The following is a 17,715-nucleotide window of genomic DNA, read 5'->3' as shown; positions in this document are numbered from 1 at the left end:
TGGGCACGCAACCTTCGAATGTCACGCTGCCGGTCTGGTCCAAAACGCAAATGCTGGTTTCTTCCATAGAGATGTCCAGACCTACGTACTGCTTCATAGCGCTGCTCCCTTTCGATAATCCGCTAAGGCCGATCCTAACAACCCTCGTGTCCTCAAGAAGACGTCAGCCGCGATTACGCCATGTGAAAAATTCCCAAGTCGTTGATTTAGAATCCGGAAACTGCCCACTGAGGCAATCGAGTTTGCCGGAAATCGGGTGTGCGGGAGGGGATTGAACGAAGCCGCTACCGCGGCGCACGACAAAGATCATGAAGCTCAAGGCCGACGAGTTCATCCGCCGCTTCCTTCTTCACACGCTGCCCGAGGGCTTCCATCGCATCCGCCACTTCGGCTTCATGGCCAACAGCCATCGCGCTGCCAAACTCGCCCTTTGCCGCAAACTTCTCGATCGTGAGCGGACAGCGCCAAACGATGCTGAGCCGTCGCCTGCGGAGTCGGACGCTCTGATGTGGCCCAAGGCTCCCGCCTGTCCTGAGTGTGGTGGCGTCATGCGCATCGTCGAGCGCTTTCGACACAGCTTCAACCGCTCCAGTCCTCAAACATCCCCGTTCCGGTGCGATACATCGTGAGCCAAGTCATGCCGTGCACAACGATCGCCATTCGTCATTCCGCTCCCAGCGTCTCGATCATCGCGGACGCTGTCGAATCCATGCTGTCACACGGCGCGACAACAACCGTCCGATGCAGCAAAACGCCTGTCGCGATCTCCGACAATGCGCGCCTGATCTCAATTCTTCGCCGATACACACATCTCGCAGCTCTGCCTCACGTGCCGAGCCGGCAGACCGGGCCTTGCGATCTCCAACAATCCCCACAGCTGCAAAACCGCGCATACCTGCCCGCGCCTTCGTTCAATCCGGCTTCAATGAGGTCGCGAAACTGCGCATGCCGCGCCAGCGCGTGAGCGCGACCTCACAGAACCCTCCAGATTCCTTGCAAACTTGATCTGTGATTCACTCGCCTTTGGATGTTTTTGGCGGGGACCAGATGCGGCCACCGGAACGGCGGGAGACGGGAGAGCAGGATCTGTTTCGCTCTCGGCTCGATCAGATCATCGACCTGAAGCATCCGCTGGTGGCGCTGGGGCGCACGGTGGATTGGGAGTTCCTGGAGCGGGAGTTTGGGGCGGTCTACACCGATGATCCGGGCCGCCCACCACTGCCGACGCGATTGATGGCGGGGCTTTCGATCCTCAAGCACACCTACGACCTCTCCGACGAGGTGCTGTGCGAGCGCTGGATCGAGAACCCCTATTACCAATACTTCTGCGGCGAGGAGTTCTTCCAGCATCGGCTGGTGATCGATCGCTCGTCGCTGACGCGCTGCCGCAACCGGATGGGCGAGGCGCGGCTGCAAGCGTTGCTGCAGGAGAGCCTGTCGGTTGCCACCAGGACCAGGGCACTCAAGCCATCCGAGCTATCACGGGTAATTGTCGACACCACGGAGGCCCAAGAACGTGACGTTCCCCAATGATGCCAAGCTTCTGAACCGGGCGCGAGAAGGTGGTGCGGCTGGAACGGGGCTACGCCAATCTTATGCGAGGGTGGGCAAGTTCGCCCTGGGCATCAGCGCTATGCCCACGCCAAGCAGTTCAAGCGTGCCAACCGGATGCTGAAGAAGCTGCGCACCTATCTCGGCCGCGTCATCCGCGACATCGGCCGCAAGATCGAGGGCAACAGCGGGCTCGAAGTGGCGCTCGCAAAGCTGCTGCCGCTGGCGCGGCGCGTGCGCTAGCAGCAGCAACGTCAACGCGGGCCGAAGGTCTATTCCCTGCACGCGCCGGAAGTCGAATGCATCGGCAAGGGCAAGGCCCATCGGCCTTACAAGTTTGGCGTGTAAGTCTCCGTTGCATCCAAGATAAGCCGCGCGAAGGGCGGCCAGTTCGTCACCCACGTGAAGGCGCTGCCCGGCAACCCCTATGACGGTCACACGCTGGCCACCGTGATTCCGGACATGGAGGCGCTGGTCGGCAGCACGATCGCGCGCATCCTCGCCGACAAGGGATACCGCGGCCACAACGCGCCGCCCGATTACAAGTTCAGGGTCTTCCTCTCCGGCCAGAAGCGAGGGGTGCCCCCCTCGGCGACGCTATCCTGGACCGCCTCGTTCATAACGCTCACCGTCTGCAACTCTGAGGAGAAAGCATGCGAAAGCAGAACGCCCGCAATCAAACTCTTCGCCAACTCAAACCCCTGAACCAATCACCATGTCGGTCAAAGCCGCTGCTCATCATCGAGCGAAACAGTTGCTCACGATCGCCTGAAATTGCCGCTCACCATCAGCGAAATGCGCAGCCTGCTCGATGAGCTCGTCGCAATCGTCAACAAAATCGACTGAGTGATTCCAAATCGTATTGCATCTCCACTTTTGAGACAAAGGACTGGGTTTGGGCGCGATTCAACGGCTGATTCAATTACTGCGGCCTCGCCGATCGACTTGTTCCTCGCCAGCTTGCGAATGGCTTGGAAAGAGGGCGCATCTCACTTGTCGGTCAGCGGGCACCATCCGGCTTCTCGCGTACCTCCTACTGGCGCAGCGCGGCTCGCAATGCGCATTCGCAAGACGATCTTCTGACGGCACGAAGGTCGCGATGCGTGCCCGAAATCTGACGCCGACGCAAAGCATGTCAGGTTTCATACAAGGACCTACTGGGCGTGTGATGTTTTTCAAATCTTTGTCATGTAGCTTAGCGCGCGTGGACAGCGTGGCAGGTGATTGCTATTCGGGTGACGCGACAAGGTCGCGCAACAGGTCACTTCGGAGACAATCATGGCGCTATGCATCGAGTCCGCGGCTCCTTCGCTCAAAGTCGAGAACTGGCTGCGTGGCGAGCGCCTCACGAACTTCGAGCCAGGGAAAGTGTACATCGTCGAATTTTGGGCAACTTGGTGCGACGCATGTGTGGAGGCGATGCCCCATCTGATAGAGCTGCAAGCAAAATACAAAGACGAGGGGCTTGAGGTCGTCGGAGTCGCAGCTTATGAAAAAGCACCAACGGCGGATGAGGCTCGCGCCAAGTTGGACGCATGGTTGACCGAAAAGTTCTCAAATCTGAACTATCGAATCGGGTTCGACAGTACCGGCGCAATGAACAAGCTTTGGATGGATGCCAGCTCTTCTCTTGGGATTCCGAGATCGTTCGTCGTCGACCGCGACGGCCACATTGCCTTTATCGGTGATCCGATCGACATCGACCACGTCTTGCCGAAAATTATCGACGGCACTTGGCGCAGCAGCGATGACGCTAAAGCCGCTGATGCGAAACGGATTGCGGAAGACCAACGCCTAGTGCGCGTATCCTCAATCCAGCGGACAATTCGATCGGCGATGGAAGCAAAGGATTGGCCGGCAGCGCTCTCAGCGGCCGAAGAGGGCATTGCCATGATGCCGGACGATCGACACTTCCGCGAGATTCAGGCGGGTCTGTTGCTTCAAATGCGCGACACGGCGACCGGGTTCCAGGTCTTGCGCCAACTGGTTCGAGATGCGATTGAGAAACGGTCAGACGCTGTGCGTGGGCTGATTGCCGTGATGAAGCAACTCTTTGATCCGGAGAACGATAAGGCCCACCTTCCGCGTGCCGAGCGCTTTGCGATCGGCAGGGAGGTGTCGGAACATATCCTCAATTCAGTGCAAGACAGCGGCGGCCCCACCTTTACTTCTTATAGAGTGGTCGCTCAGTATTACTACGAGAGTGGTGACAAGCAACGCGCAATCGAGCTGATCGAGCGGGCAATGACATGGCTAGACGATCCGGAAATCGTGCCGGAAGATACAAAACAGTATTATATGCCGCGGCTGCTCCAAACCTTGGCCACCTACAGGGGCGAGTAGGTTTGTTGCAGCGGGTCTTATTCGATTTCGCAGGAAAAGTCTCCTGGAGCTCCCAAAGTGCAGCCGCAGGAGAAGACATGAAGAGAGATGTTAGTCGGAAATGCACGATCGGGGCTATGTAAGCGCCTTCGAAGTGCTCGCGACCAGCAGAATCATTCAGGGCGATTGCAACATGCAAGTCACAAGGAAGGCCTAGCCCACAACGAGCGATGCGACGCCCTGCGGCCCGTCTTTGCTGGGTGTCTAGTTAGTCGTTCGTGAAGAACCATCCAAGCGGTTGATCAAGAATCGATTTTCCGGGCCAGATTGGCTTTGAGATTGCAAGCTTTCTGGCTTTGACTGCCCAGAAGCTTGCAACATCGGCCAAGCACCAGCGCTATGCCCACGCCAAACAGTTCAAGCGCGCCAACCGGGCCTCGAAGAAACTCAAGACCTATCTCGGCCGCATCATCCGCGACATAGACCGGAAACTCGGCGGCAACGCCGACTTGCTCGGTGGGATCGTGTTGGAGCGCAGACAATGATCGACAGCGGCGCCAGGCCGTCGGTGTCGTCGATAAATTCGAGATCACGATGGCGCTTTGCGATCTGCACGGTCCGGCGCAAGAGGCCCTTCAGCTTCATTTGCTCGGGATAGGGCTCTACCGAGTCCTTCGCGATGGTGCTGGCGAGGGTCCATCCGAAGGCGGAGCGGATGCGGGCACGCAGCTTGGCGCGACGCTCGAACTTCGCGCGGTACCCCATGGGATTGGATGCCTTAGAACTTCAATGTCTTGTCGGGGACGAGTTCGCCACCGAGCGTACAGCCGGGGTTGGGGATGCTGGGGGTGATGTCCAGGTGGAATTCGTCGGCATAGTTGAGCCGCCAGCAGCGGGGCATCTCCAGCAGCAGGGGGGCGTAGTGGCCGTTCGCCCGAAGACGGTCCCCAATGCGCGCTTTAAGCATCGCGGGCGAGATGGCGGTGTCGATATCCGGCACGTGCGCCACCAGATCGACGTCGTACTCGGCGATGCCAATCGGCTTGACCGTCGTGCCGATCGCCACGGAGCCCTGAAGCCGGATGGCGATTTCGGCCGGCAGCGGTCGTCGTACTGGGAGAGCCAGTCGCCGACGCCTTCATAGCGCTGCTGCGCGATCTCGCGCTGATAGGACGACGGCTCGAGATGCTGGCAGGCCTCCTCGATGGGGTCCGCCAGCTGCGATTGGCGCAGCTGCGCCCGTTCTGTTATGTAATTCATTGTTTCATCACCGGTTCGAATGGTTGCCCCCGGTTACCATCGAAACCGGTCGCCTCTACACCTGCATGCCGGCCAGCTGCGCGTTTCGGACTCGAGTTTTTTGTCCGAAAGAGATTTTTGGCCGGCATAGGATGCGTGAAGCTATGGACGACATCAGCGTGCCGCCTCCCGAAGTATCGGCCTCCGCGACCGAGCACCTCACATACGATAAGGTGGCGTCGGCGCTGGACGGGCTGACACCGCTCGACCTCGCTCGTCTGGACGCCGTCGAACGCCGTTACCTTGGTGGGACCGACTTCGCCGAGGGCGACCTATTGCAGGAGGCGATGTGTTCCGCGCTCTTCGAGGAGAAGCGCTGCCCGCGGATCACCAGGTTCATAGCCTTCCTGGTCCAGTCGATGCGGAACATCGCCGGCAACCGGCGCGATCGTCTGCAGCAGCAGGTTCCGATAGAGGACGTGACGACCGGCGAGCGCAAGCCGAAGTTCGAATTGAAAGCGTCGGGACCGAGCCCGGAGGACGCGGCGATCCGGGCGGAACAGGATCGGGGGGCATCGGAGGTCTGTGCGGCACTGAACGTGCACTACGGCGCCGACGAGGAGATGAGCATGGTGCTACTCGGCTGGGAGAATGACATGAGGGGCGAGACGCTGCGGGATTTTCTTGGCGTCGACCAGGCGCGCCTGGACTACGTGATCAAGAAAATCCGGCGCATCGCCCGTCGGGAGTATCCGAAGGGATGGCGGCGATGAGCAGAGATCCGACAGACCGCGAGAAATTGTCGAAGCTCGACCGGGCCATCGACGACAGCATACTGGAAGCCTCGGAAGCCGATCTGCGCGAAGACTTCAAGGAAGCGGGTGAGGATTTCGAGAAGGCGGTGGCCCGCGCCGGCCGCGCTTTGGAGCAGGCGAAGGCGCGTTCCGCTCGGATGTGTTTCGAGCGGGCTCAGGATGAATCGAAGGCATACCGTGAGCAGGAGAACGTCAAGAGCTTCGACCTTGCGAAAGCGCGTCGTCGTTTCGATGGGATGCGATCCGGTGAGGTCGCTGATTCAATAATGGCCGCGCGTAAGGGTGGCAAACTTTCTGAGCGCGATGAGGAAAACCTGTTGAAGGATCTGGCGCAGCTCGAGGCGCTTGAAAACGAGGACAAGGAAGAATGGGAAGAATGACCCCGGCAGAGCGCCTGCTTGTCGGGCTCGGGATCGCGGAGCCCAAGGATATCGACCTCGATGCCATCGCATGGACGCAGGGCGCAGTGGTCAATTACAGGCCGATCGACAACTGCGAAGCCACGATCTTGGGATCGAAGAAGCGCGCCGTCATCTCGGTCAATAGCCTCAGCATGCGACAGCGTCGCCGCTTCTCCCTTGGACACGAGCTTGGGCATTGGCACTACGATCGCGGAAAGGTTCTCTTCTGCGGCAAGAACGACGTCTGCAATTTCAGGCATGACGCGCTCAGTCCGGAGCGGCGTGCCGACGACTTCGCCTCCGATCTGATTCTTCCTAATTTTATGGTTCTTCCGCGACTTCGGAAGATGAAGCGCCTCACTTTGGCGGCGTCCAGGGAGTTGGCCGATGAGTTCGACGTCAGTCTCACGGCCACGCTCGTGAAGATGATCGCGTTGAACCATTTCCCCATGGTCATTGTTTGCCACAACAGGCGGGATCGCGTCTGGTACAAAACGTCACCGATGATCGCGGAATGGTGGCGGCCCGTCAGGGCACTGGACGATCAGACGTTCGCCGCCGACATGCTGCTCCGAGGCGCCGACGAACAAAACTTCCCCCGAAAGAATCCGGCCGATGCCTGGTTCGATTTCAAGGGATGCGATCGGTACGAGGTAGAAGAGCAGTCGTTCCTTCTGCCGGACGACGAGATCCTCACGGTGCTCACGCTGCCACGGCAGGCGATCGCGTAGATTTTGGCCTGAGTCACCACGCCGCAACAACGATCTGAAGCGGAGGCTGGTGGATCTGGACGCGCAGCAAAACACAGCCGCTCAGGCTCGCGAGCCGGCTGTTTTCAAGGATGACCAGGTTACAATGGTCTCGCAGGCCAACTGGCAGAAACGCGACCGTGCCGGATGAAATGGAAGAAAACAAGATAGAGACGGCCTATCACGAAGCGGGACATGCGGTTATGGGCTGCTTGCTTGAACGTCTTCCGATTTCGGTGTCGATCGTGGCGGACGTCAAGGGCGCCGTGGGCAAGACGGAATTTGAGCAGGATGCCCCTCCGGGCGGTTTTCGCCATTTCGATGAGTCCGAGCGAAAGAAGAAATATATTCGGACGCTTGTTTTGATCGAGGTCGCGGGCACGATCGCGTACGACATCGAATTTCCGGGGCGCGCTCATGATCAGGGCGATGCTCATGACGACTACACGACCATTGGGCAAAGGAACTCGTCAGGGAAGGCGTCCACTTCGAAGATGACAGGGACGGCTACTTGGCTTCCGCAAGACAAGACGCGGAGGGGGGGCTCCCACTGGGAGACTCACTCTAAGCAACGAGGTGGGCGGCCCGGATCATCGGTGTAGACCGCCCCAAACTCCGCGCGCGCCTGGACCTGGATGCGCGATGATCTGCAAGGACAAGCCAACAGTGACGGCTTCTTTGCCCTTAAATTCGCACATGTGCGGCTCAACCGAGCGGAACTAAAGCGAGCGATGGACAAGACCCTGGAGAGACGTGACAAGACGTTTCTCGATCACGACATCGTGGAAGGCATCTGGCCTTGGGCGAAAGCGGCCAGCCCCATCTAATCAATCCACAAATGTGATAGCCAATCACGGCCTTTGGCAATCGAATCTCGCGCGGTTTGGGCGACTCATGCTACCCATCATTCTCAATCACATCACTGCACAATGAGAATGAAATGGTTGCTGCCACCCGTGAATTGCCGGCCTCTGGTTACGCGCTTGAAGTGGACGGTCGGCTCAAAGCCGAATTTGCAACCAGAGACGGCGCCAGGGCAGGCGGCGAAGAACTAAAGAAGCGTTTTCCCATGCTTCAGATCAGGATCTACGACGCGCAGACGCATGCGCGCGAGGAAATCTAGATCCGCTGTTCAAGTCTTGGCGGAGTTGCTCGGCCAGAGCGCGTGCGGCTGCCGCCGCACCGGGTTCTCGAACCGAGCCGCTTTGCGTCTCGGCCGTGCGGCGTCGATCCCTCGCGCCAAGGGATGCGGAGCTCCTCGCCGGGGGCACTCGGGAAAGGGGCTCGCCTGCGGCGATCGCTATCACTGCCCCGTTCCCGGGTGCCGCTATTGAACCGGTCTCGTCGCTGCACTCGGACCCGCGTGCCCCTTCGGGTCGCTATGCTCACGCTCTCCGGGTGCCATTTTCCGTTGAGGCGATGCGCCCCTGGCGCACGCCTGGTCGGGCCTGCGGCCCCAGGTAGCTCAACGCAATTCCCATGAACATCCGATGGAAGGGCGGCGCAGATTTCGCATTCTCGCAGGTAGAGGCGAGAGTCAGAGTGTCGCGCGGTTTTGCCGTGACGGGTTACAGGCTGCGAGAGAGGCTCGCGGCGCCCGTCGCGGAGACCCGCGATGTCCAGACATTATCCTCGGGCGCGCACCGGTGAGGACCGGGCAAGCCTTTATGACGACATCACCAACAAGATCATCGCCGAGCTGGAGGCTGGCCGAGTGCCGTGGGTGCAGCCTTGGGGCACCACGGCGGCGAAGTCGCCTTTGGCCTTCCCGAAGAGCGCGGCGTTCCGTTCCTCAAAGCGATCAATGCGACGGCTTGCCTCCAGAGATCGCAACTACGGCGCCGCCTCCGCCGCCAGGCCTGATCGAGCCGCGGGTCGAATACCTGATCAAGGCGACCGGGATCGACTTCCGCATCGGCGGCAACCGCGCCTTTTATGCGCCGACGGAAGACTATGTACAGGTGCCCCCACCCCAAGCCTATTTCGAACCGATCAATTGGCATCGAACGGCCCTGCATGAATTGGCACATGCCAGCGGCCATCCATCACGTCTCAACCGTGACTTGTCAGGCAGTTACGGTACCAGAAAGTATGCCTTTGAGGAGTTGGTCGCGGAGATCTCGTCTGCGTTCAGTTGCGCCTCGCTCGGTATCGTGCCCACGGTGCGGCACGCCGACTATATCGGCTCTTGGTTGGAGGTGCTGCGAGAGGATAATCGCGCGATCGTGCGAGCTGCTTCGCAGGCCAGCAAGGTTGCGGACTATCTCCTGGGCTTCCTGCCGGAAGTGACTGTCGACATGACGACCGGGAGAGCGGAGCAGGAGGCGGCGTGAGTTTCTCACCTGTTGCCTCGAACAAGAGAGTGAGAGGGGAGCGGCGGTTTTCGCGACGGGCAAGAGAGTGAAGCAGGCCCGCTGCCCGAATTCCTCGCCGATGACGAGGATCAGGAGAACGCGGGCGACGATGATCGGCAACAGCTCGACGGGGCCGAGTGACATGTAGAGCGGGATGGCTCCGGCCGTCCGGCAATTGCTTGGGGACCGGTGTGCTGCGCCGGTCCCCATTTATGGGGCAGGACTGAGAGGGAGAGTCGGGCCGGGAAGGGTTTGAGCCGTCGGGTCTTAAGGAGAGCGCCTGATGGTTCGACCCTTCCTGCTCTCCGAAAGAAATCCTGTCATGACCGAATCTCTCGCCGGCGGTGCTGCCGCCGCGCCGCTCTCGATGCGTGCCGCTGCAACTATCACCTCCGCCGCCGTCAGGGCCGCGCGACAGCTCGTGATTGATCTCGAGCACGGTCGTCGCATCGATGCCGCCGTCCTGCGTAGCGCCATGGAAGCTGCGTTCGGCGCTTCCGACGCCACTGGCGTCTGGAACTGGAAGACCGCCTATGATGTCTGCGAGGCGGCAACCGTTCTGTTCCTGCGCGAGTTTGGCCCGGCCATCCGGACCAAGGCTGGGTCAACGGCCGCGATGCTGCCGATGCTCGCGAAAATCGCGCGCTGGCTGTCAGACGCTCAGCTCGAGAGCGTCATCTATGCGGGCGAGGCGCACTCCGAATTTCTTGCGGGCTCCTGGACGGTGGATGCGACCTTTGATGTTGTGGCGGCCGCGCGTGACGATGCAGAAAATGCCGTGCGTTGTCGCTGCGGCTGGTTTTTGGGCGACGGCACCGGTGCAGGCAAGGGACGGCGGGTCGCAGGCATCCTTGTCGACAATTGGCTCAAGCGCCGCCGCCGCGCCCTCTGGATCAGCAAATCCGACAAGCTGATCGAAGACGCACAGCGCGACTGGTCCGCGCTCGGCATGGAGCGGCTGGTCGTGACGCCGCTGTCACGTTTCCGGCGGGGCACACCGATCCGGCTTTCGGAAGGCGTCCTATTTACCACCTACGCTACGCTGCACACCGATGAGCGCGGCGAGAAGCTTTCGCGCGTGCGGCAGATCGTCGATTGGTTGGGCTCCGACTTCGACGGAGTGATCGTCTTCGACGAGAGCCACGCGATGCAGAACGCGGCAGGCCAGAAGGGTGAGCGCGGTGACCTCAACGCGATTGCTTGCAATCGTCCGGGGGCGGCCTCCCAGCACGGGCGTGCGGGGCTCAGGCTCCAGCACGCGTTGCCGCATGCCCGCGTCGTCTACGTTTCCGCAACCGGTGCCACGCCGGTCCACAATCTCGCCTACGCCCAGCGGCCGGGCCTGTCGGGCGGCGACGATTTTCCGTTCGCCATCCGCGCCGAGTTCGTCGAGGCAATCGAGGAGGGCGACGTCGCGGCCATGGAGGTGCTGGCTCGTGACCTCAAGGCGCTCGGTCTCTACGCGGCGAGGGCTCTATCTTACGAGGGCGTCGCCTACGAGCTCATTGAGCACGAGCTCACGCCCGAACAGGTTCACATCTATGACGCCTACGCCGGCGCGTTCAGCGTCATCCATAACAATCTCGACGCCGCGATGCGGGCCGCAAACATCACGGGCGAGAGCGGTACGCTGAACGGCCAGGCTAAATCGGCCGCGCGATCGGCTTTCGAGAGCGCCAAGCAGCGCTTCTTTGGTCACCTCCTGACCTCAATGAAGACGCCGTCACTGATCCGCTCGATCGAGCGCGATCTCGACGCCGGCCATGCCGCCGTCATCCAGATCGTCTCGACCGGGGAGACATTGATGGAGCGTCGGCTCGCCGAGATTTCGACGGAGGACTGGGGCGACGTCCAGGTCGACATTACTCCACGCGAGTATGTCCTCGACTATCTCGCCCATTCCTTTCCGGTCCACCTCTACGAGCCTTTCACTGACCAGGAGGGGAATCTCTGCTCCGGGCCCGTCTATCGCGAAGGCCAACCGATCAAGAGCCGGGAGGCCGTCGCTCGCCGCGACCGGCTGATCGAGAAGCGCGCCTCGCTGCCGCCTTTGCCTGGGGCTCTGGACCAGGTCGTCCAGCGCTTCGGGACCGCTATGGTCGCCGAGGTGAGCGGCCGCTCGCGTCGCATCGTTCGCAAGGGCGGGCGGCTGGTGGTCGAAAACCGAGCAGCTTCGGCCAATCTCGCTGAGACGTCCGCCTTCATGGACGAAGGCAAGCGCATCCTCGTGTTCTCCGACGCGGGCGGGACGGGGAGGAGCTACCATGCGGAACTCTCTGCCCGGAATCGCCGGCTGCGGGTCCACTATTTGCTCGAGCCCGGCTGGAAGGCGGACGCCGCGATCCAGGGGCTCGGCCGCACCAACCGGACCAACCAGGCGCAGCCGCCGCTGTTTCGGCCCATCGCGACTGACGTGAAGGCGGAAAAACGTTTCTTGAGCACCATTGCCCACCGGCTCGACACGTTGGGAGCCATTACGCGCGGCCAGCGCCAGACCGGAGGACAGGGCCTGTTCCGGCCCGAGGACAATCTCGAAAGCCAGTACGGCCGCGATGCGTTGCGTCAGCTCTATACGTTGCTCGCGCGAGGCAAGGTCGCGGATTGCTCGCTCGAGAGGTTCGAGGATGCGACCGGCCTGAAGCTCTCGGATGCTAATGGGCTCAGGGATGACCTGCCGCCGATCACGACTTTCCTGAACAGGTTGCTGGCGCTCACGATCGATCTTCAGAACATCCTGTTCACCGTCTTCGAGCAGCTGCTGACGGCTCGGATCGAAGGCGCGGTCGCGTCGGGCAGCTATGACGTCGGGCTGGAACTGCGTACGATTTACATTCATCCCGGCACTGGTGCCGAAACCCGGCTTCTTACGATCACCCAGCGCCAGCGCAATCATCCTGTGAGCCTGGATGACGCTCTTGGTCGTCTTTCCGATTTTCGTGCCGTCCTGCTGATCAATGAGCGCTCGGGACGGGCCGCCGTGCAGGTTCCGGCAGCGAGCGCGATGCTCGACGATGGCGAGATCGAGCGGCGCGTCCGCTTGATCCGGCCGATGGGGCAGCACAGCGTCGCCTTGACCGCCATGGCAGAGAGCCGTTGGGTGGAAATTGATCATGAACGCTTTTCAGTCGCCTGGGCGGCAGAGCTTACCGAGGTACCCGAGTTCACGGACAGCACGATCCATGTCGTGGCGGGCCTGCTGCTCTCGATCTGGAAGCGGCTGCCGAACCAATCGACCCCGGTCTACCGGCTCCAGACCGATGCGGGCGAGCGGATCGTCGGCCGCAAGGTCTCCGCTACCTGGGTCGCGAATGTCCTTGCGGCTGGCGCGCTGGCGTTGACGCCGGAAGCTGCCTTTGCCGCGCTCATGGAGGGGCGGACCGTTCTTGAGCTTGCGGAGGGGCTCCAGCTTCGCCGTGTCCGGATGATGGGCGCACACCGCATCGAACGCTCGGGCTTCAACGACACGATGCGCGATCGCTTGCGGGCTTACGGCCGCTTCGAGATCATTTCCTGGAAGCTGCGCATGTTCGTGCCCACGGACGCGAGCGGCGCCGAGATCTTGTCGAAGGTGCTCGACGCCTATCCGGTTGCGCGCATCGGTGAGCGGGAGGCGGCTTGATGTCCCGCGATGCTTCCGAACTGGCAGGCCGGCTCGCGCGCGAAGCGGAGGCGGTGTGCCGACATTATCTCTCCAATGGCAAGCGGGCGGGGCGGTACTGGGTGGTCGGCGATGTGCACAACACCCCTGGCCGCTCACTGTTCGTGCGGCTCCAGGAATCGCCGAAGGGGCCGGCGGGCAAGTGGACGGATGCCGCAACCGGAGAACACGGCGATCTCCTCGACATCATTCGCGAAAGTCTGGCCTTGCGAGACTTTCGTGACGTCGCCGAGGAGGCAAGGCGCTTTCTCAAGCTTCCTCGTTCTGAGCAGCAACTGAGCGCAAAACCCGTTCGTTCGCCGGCGCCGACCGGATCACAAGAGGCGGCTCGTCGGCTCTTTGCGATGTCCAGCCCGATTGAAGGGACGGTGGCCGAGACGTACTTGCAGCGTCGCGGAATAGCCCGCATCCACCATGGTGGCAGCCTGCGCTTCCTCCCACGCTGCTATTATCGGCCGGATGAACATTTGCCGACCGAAACCTGGCCGGCGATGATCGCCGGCGTCACGGATCTCGATGGTCGGATCACCGGCGTGCACCGGACTTGGCTCGACCCGGATGGCTTTGACCGTGTCCGTCTCGGCAAGGCTCCGATCGATACCCCACGACGCGCCATGGGCGACCTTCTCGGCAATGCCGTTCGCTTCGGCTTGGTGGATGACGTGCTCGCTGCCGGCGAGGGTATCGAAACCATGCTGTCGTTGCGCTGCCTGCTGCCGAGCATGCCTATGGCCGCTGCACTCTCGGCCAATCACCTCTCAGCCATGATGCTCCCGTCGAGCCTGCGCCGCCTGTACATCGCCCGCGATGTCGATGCAGCCGGCGATGCGGTGCAGGCGACTCTCAGCCAGCGCGCAGCAGACGCCGGCATTGAAGCGATTCCGCTATCGCCCCGGCTGGGCGACTTCAACGAAGATCTGCACATCTTTGGGCTGGAGGCGCTCCGAGCAGCGTTGCGGCTTCAGCTCGCACCAGAGGATGTCGTGAGCTTCCTGCATTTCTCAACGCTAGCCGCGGAATAGCTCCCGGGCTTCGATCGACTTTGATAGGCCGGTCATAGGCGAGGCCCGTGCGGAAGAGGACGCGACCACGGCCTTCCAGAGGGCGATCGGACGGCAAGCGGCCCGGGCCGGCAATGGCTGCGTCCGGCTATTTTCCGCCGCGCGCCAGCGATGTGCAGACACATCATACGGTTGGCCGCGCGCTTTGCATCGCGAAGCAAAATAGCCGGCCTCCGCCATCCTCCGCTGCCGCTTCGGCCCTTTCGGGTTCTGTCCCGTTCCGCCTGCCGTCAGAGGATCGCCACGAAGGCCGCGATGGTCGCGGCCGATCCGGCAAAGGACCTCTTCCCATGACCGACCATGACGACATCGAATGGCCGCACGCCTCTTCCCCGACCGACCACGTCCTCACCGAATTACAGCTCTTCGGCCATCGTCCCTTCGACGACCAGCCCGATCCACGGCCGCTTCCGGAGGGCAAGATGATCGCGGGCGCCGTGGTCGATATGTTTGACGCCCTCGTTGCGACCCTGAATGACACCCGGCTTGAGCCGGACCTTGACGATCTGCTCTGGTCGACCGTCAACCTATTCCACCGGGCCCTCGATCGCATCGAACGGCAGCTCGATCACAACGAACAAGCACAGCATAAGAGCCAACGCGAGCAGAACGGCTCGGAAGTGCGATCGGTCGAACTCGAGCGCCTGACGGCCGAGGGCATCACGCTGATCGAGCGGCGCAACTGCCTGGAGCTCTTCCGTGACCAGGCCATCGAGCGATTTGAGGTCCATACCGGCTCGTCCTGGCGCCCGCGGTCCGGATCATTGGTCAACCACCGCACGTTGACCGCGGCAATGATCGACTCCCGCGACTTCATCGCTGCCAAGCGTCATTCCGAGACTGAGGTCATGTTGCCACCAGGACCGAAAATCGCACTCACCGGTGGGCTCGACTTCAACGACCACCACCTCATCTGGGATCGCCTCGACAAGGTTCATGCCAAGCACCCCGACATGGTCCTCCTCCATGGCGGCTCCCCGAAAGGCGCTGAACTGATAGCCTCCAAATGGGCGACCGGTCGCAAGGTGCCACAGAACGCCTTCAAGCCCGATTGGACGAAACACGCCAAGGCGGCGCCGTTCAAGCGCAACGATGCTTTGCTCGAGCTTCTGCCGATCGGCGTTATGCATTTCCCGGGCACGGGAATTCAGGACAATCTCGCTGACAAGGCGAAGCGGCTCGGCATCCCCGTCTGGAAGTTCGGCGGTGCATGAGCGCCGTCGTTCTCGATATCGAGACAACCAAGCCGGAGTTGCACGCCGCAACTCCGCCTCGTTTCGATTTTACCTCTGAAACTGCGCTGTGGTGGTGGTGGAAGGCGCGACTGCTAGATCTATGCACATGGAGCCACGACCATGCTCGCCCTTGGGCTTGTTCTCAACACACTCGGCATCGGCTTGTTCTGCTGGGCGATCTTCGCGCTCGCTGTGTATGCGTTGCCGTTTCGTCGCACTCGGTGTCGGGATGTTGGCGTTTCGTGATGGCGCGGGCGTCTTCGGCGCACCGCTTATCGGAATTGCTTCTGGCACGCTGACGCTTGCCGCTGGTCAGGTCGCCGTCGCCGTGAGTCGGTCCTTGACCTTCCGCGTCGCGATCGCAACCGCATTCGCCGTCCCTGCGGCAATCGCTGGCTATCATGTGGTGTTTGCCCTGTCGCAGATCGGGGTGCCTTCGCTGACTTGGCGCGAGGCCTTCGCTTGCGGAGGTGCGGTTTGCATTGGCGGCACGGCATGGACGCGCTTGACCTTGTTGGCGGAGCTCCGCCCGTTGGAGTCGGGCGGGGTGGTGGAGAATATGCCTCGACCCAGTTCTTACAGCCGCCACGCATGAGCAATGACGCGTCGTCGCCATCACCGGTCGAGCAAGGTCGCACAGGGCGGCACGTTGAAGGAGGGTAGTCGAGCTTGAGGAGAGGTAACCGCACTTCTCCTCAGAGGGCTTTAAACAAGTCCTACCAATCTCTGTCTGGCCCACATGACTGCGGTGGAGCGGCACGCCGCGCTCCGTCATTCCTTCCGGGACGATACCGCCCTTTGCGGCAGATTGTTTCTCTTTCTGCGCCGAACCGTACCAACCTCTTGTTCAGCACAACCGAGATTTGCCAATCTTCTCCTTAAGCTTGCGGTTCAGCACGCGGACCACGTGGCCTCTTTGATGGCTTGATCTAGCCGAAGACCGGCTGCGCCTCGATCGTCTGAGCCGCAACGCCGTTGATGCGACTTTCTTCCCCTGGGCTTCGCCCATTCCTCGCGAGACAAGAAAGTCGCCACAACGGCGTCCTCCGCTGCGCTCCGGCCCGCGAGCGGGTGCGTCGCCGATCGTCTTCGGCTTCCAGATCGCCATCGAGGCCGCGGTGGTCGCGGGCTCGAAACACAATAGGAGAAGTAACATGGCTAATATCGGTTCGTTCAAGAAGGTCGGTAACGAGTTTCACGGCGAGATCGTCACCCTGAGCCTTCAGACCAAGGGGGTCCGCATCGTCGCCGAAACCAACCGCTCCAGCGACAACGCGCCCAGCCACCGCATCTACGTGGGCCGCGCGGAGATCGGGGCAGCCTGGTCGAAGCGCTCCGAGGAGGGCCGCGACTATCTCTCGCTCAAGCTCGACGATCCCTCCTTCAACTCACCGATCTACGCGAACCTGTTCGATGACGAAGGCGGCGAAGGCTACACGTTGCTCTGGTCGCGGCCCCGCAAGAACGGAGAGTGAGGGTCGTCATCGCCCCGCCCGACAGCCTCGGGCGGGGTTCACTCTTGGAGAAACGCCGATTGACCAAAGTTGCAGCTGCATCGGCTTGGTCGAGTTGATTTTCACTTGTTTAAGACGCGCCCTTCCGTGGCGCTTGTCCACATTGGTTGAACTCACTCAAGCTATTGTTTTTGGGAACGTAGACGCGCTGACCGGCGGCCTTTAGGTAATGTCTGGGGTGTCGCCGCTCCCTTGGGTGGCTGAATAAAGAATTCAGATAAATGAACACCCAGCGTCTCGGCGAGTCTGTCGAGAAGATCAATTGTCGGATTCTCAGATTGCCGCTCAAGGCCGCTCATATATGAGCGGTCAATCCCAGCATCGTACGCCAGTTGCTCTTGCGGAATGCCGCGATCCACGCGGATCCGGCGCACATTCCAGGCCACGAGCGCACGAGCTTTCATGCGCCCAAACAGCCATTAGGCAGACCATCAAACCACTGGCTATAACCAAACTATTCCGCTAAGTTTGGCTACAATGCAGATCAGCGAAGTGCGCGCATAAGCCTACATGACAAAGCCACCGTTAGATCCCGATGTCGCGGATGTCGCGCCGGATCAGCCGGTGCTGACGACCTATGACGAGCAGCATCTGGTGACGTATTGGCGACTTCTTGACGCCGAAGCTGATGGCGCGGATTGGAAAGAGGTAACCCGGATCGTATTGCATATCGACCCGGTTCGCGAAGCGGCGCGCGCCCGCAATGCATTTGATAGTCATCTGGCCCGCGCAAAATGGATGGCAGACCACGGCTACCGTGACTTGCTTCGCGGCGGCGCCACTAAATAGCAAAATCTGTCATAGTGAGTTCGCACT

Annotated in this window: 15 protein-coding genes and 3 pseudogenes; 16 read left to right on the top strand and 2 right to left on the bottom strand. The window is 61.2% G+C overall.

What is annotated here, in order from left to right; all coding sequences use genetic code 11:
* Positions 1-302: 302 nt before the first annotated feature.
* From QCM77_RS34175 to QCM77_RS34160, 4 genes and pseudogenes are all read left to right on the top strand, one after another.
* Positions 303-629 (top strand): annotated as a pseudogene (locus QCM77_RS34175) (transposase); the annotation flags it as partial.
* A gap of 418 nt (positions 630-1,047) precedes the next feature.
* Positions 1,048-2,133: pseudogene (locus QCM77_RS34170) on the top strand (IS5 family transposase); the annotation flags it as partial.
* A gap of 696 nt (positions 2,134-2,829) precedes the next feature.
* On the top strand, positions 2,830-3,894 hold the full coding sequence (locus tag QCM77_RS34165) for a redoxin family protein (protein WP_280095908.1): 1,065 nt from the start codon (positions 2,830-2,832) through the stop codon (positions 3,892-3,894).
* A gap of 335 nt (positions 3,895-4,229) precedes the next feature.
* Entirely contained in the window at positions 4,230-4,418 is a 189-nt protein-coding gene (locus QCM77_RS34160; RefSeq protein WP_187435958.1) for a hypothetical protein, read from the top strand.
* A gap of 233 nt (positions 4,419-4,651) precedes the next feature.
* Here QCM77_RS34160 and QCM77_RS34155 read toward each other — a convergent pair whose 3' ends face one another.
* The gene (locus tag QCM77_RS34155; RefSeq protein WP_280095907.1) at positions 4,652-4,939 is read right to left on the bottom strand and encodes a nucleotidyltransferase family protein; all 288 of its coding nucleotides are present in this window, start codon (positions 4,937-4,939) and stop codon (positions 4,652-4,654) included.
* Positions 4,940-5,276: 337 nt separating this feature from the next.
* Between QCM77_RS34155 and QCM77_RS34150 the strand changes: the two genes are divergently transcribed.
* From QCM77_RS34150 to QCM77_RS34100, 11 genes and pseudogenes are all read left to right on the top strand, one after another.
* Positions 5,277-5,885: an RNA polymerase sigma factor gene (locus QCM77_RS34150; protein ID WP_280095906.1), complete on the top strand. Its 609-nt coding sequence runs from the start codon at positions 5,277-5,279 to the stop codon at positions 5,883-5,885.
* Positions 5,873-6,307: a hypothetical protein gene (locus QCM77_RS34145; RefSeq protein ID WP_280095905.1), complete on the top strand. Its 435-nt coding sequence runs from the start codon at positions 5,873-5,875 to the stop codon at positions 6,305-6,307. The genes QCM77_RS34150 and QCM77_RS34145 overlap by 13 nt, the downstream gene beginning before the upstream one ends.
* Positions 6,295-7,059 carry an ImmA/IrrE family metallo-endopeptidase gene (locus QCM77_RS34140; RefSeq protein ID WP_280095904.1) on the top strand — a complete coding sequence of 255 codons (765 nt, stop codon included), beginning with the start codon at positions 6,295-6,297 and terminating at the stop codon, positions 7,057-7,059. Before QCM77_RS34145 ends, QCM77_RS34140 begins: the two co-directional genes overlap by 13 nt.
* Positions 7,060-7,217: 158 nt before the next feature.
* Positions 7,218-7,679: a hypothetical protein gene (locus QCM77_RS34135; protein WP_280095903.1), complete on the top strand. Its 462-nt coding sequence runs from the start codon at positions 7,218-7,220 to the stop codon at positions 7,677-7,679.
* A gap of 33 nt (positions 7,680-7,712) precedes the next feature.
* Positions 7,713-7,904, top strand: a complete 192-nt coding sequence (locus tag QCM77_RS34130; RefSeq protein ID WP_280095902.1) for a hypothetical protein — start codon at positions 7,713-7,715, stop codon at positions 7,902-7,904.
* A 113-nt stretch (positions 7,905-8,017) separates the two neighbouring features.
* The gene (locus tag QCM77_RS34125) at positions 8,018-8,200 is read left to right on the top strand and encodes a hypothetical protein (RefSeq protein WP_247438947.1); all 183 of its coding nucleotides are present in this window, start codon (positions 8,018-8,020) and stop codon (positions 8,198-8,200) included.
* Positions 8,201-8,692: 492 nt separating this feature from the next.
* Positions 8,693-9,410, top strand: a pseudogene (locus QCM77_RS34120) (ArdC family protein).
* A gap of 343 nt (positions 9,411-9,753) precedes the next feature.
* Positions 9,754-13,050 carry a strawberry notch family protein gene (locus QCM77_RS34115; RefSeq protein WP_280095901.1) on the top strand — a complete coding sequence of 1,099 codons (3,297 nt, stop codon included), beginning with the start codon at positions 9,754-9,756 and terminating at the stop codon, positions 13,048-13,050.
* Positions 13,050-14,111, top strand: a complete 1,062-nt coding sequence (locus QCM77_RS34110) for a DUF7146 domain-containing protein (protein ID WP_280095900.1) — start codon at positions 13,050-13,052, stop codon at positions 14,109-14,111. The genes QCM77_RS34115 and QCM77_RS34110 overlap by 1 nt, the downstream gene beginning before the upstream one ends.
* Positions 14,112-14,440: 329 nt before the next feature.
* Positions 14,441-15,364, top strand: coding sequence for a DUF2493 domain-containing protein (locus QCM77_RS34105; RefSeq protein WP_280095899.1), 924 nt, complete (start codon positions 14,441-14,443; stop codon positions 15,362-15,364).
* Between the two features lie 1,175 nt (positions 15,365-16,539).
* On the top strand, positions 16,540-16,860 hold the full coding sequence (locus QCM77_RS34100) for a DUF736 domain-containing protein (protein WP_275173028.1): 321 nt from the start codon (positions 16,540-16,542) through the stop codon (positions 16,858-16,860).
* Positions 16,861-17,021: 161 nt separating this feature from the next.
* On the opposite strand, the gene relB is transcribed toward QCM77_RS34100, so the two are convergent.
* Positions 17,022-17,303, bottom strand: coding sequence for a type II toxin-antitoxin system RelB family anti-toxin (gene relB, locus QCM77_RS34095; RefSeq protein ID WP_280095898.1), 282 nt, complete (start codon positions 17,301-17,303; stop codon positions 17,022-17,024).
* A 106-nt stretch (positions 17,304-17,409) separates the two neighbouring features.
* Between relB and QCM77_RS34090 the strand changes: the two genes are divergently transcribed.
* On the top strand, positions 17,410-17,688 hold the full coding sequence (locus QCM77_RS34090; RefSeq protein ID WP_280095897.1) for a DNA -binding domain-containing protein: 279 nt from the start codon (positions 17,410-17,412) through the stop codon (positions 17,686-17,688).
* Positions 17,689-17,715: the final 27 nt, after the last annotated feature.

It is taken from the genome of Bradyrhizobium nivariense (assembly GCF_029846695.2).
In the GTDB taxonomy this organism is placed as follows: Bacteria; Pseudomonadota; Alphaproteobacteria; order Rhizobiales; family Xanthobacteraceae; genus Bradyrhizobium.
Note: the sequence above shows the minus strand (reverse complement) of the source record. Positions and strands in the feature narration are given on the sequence as shown.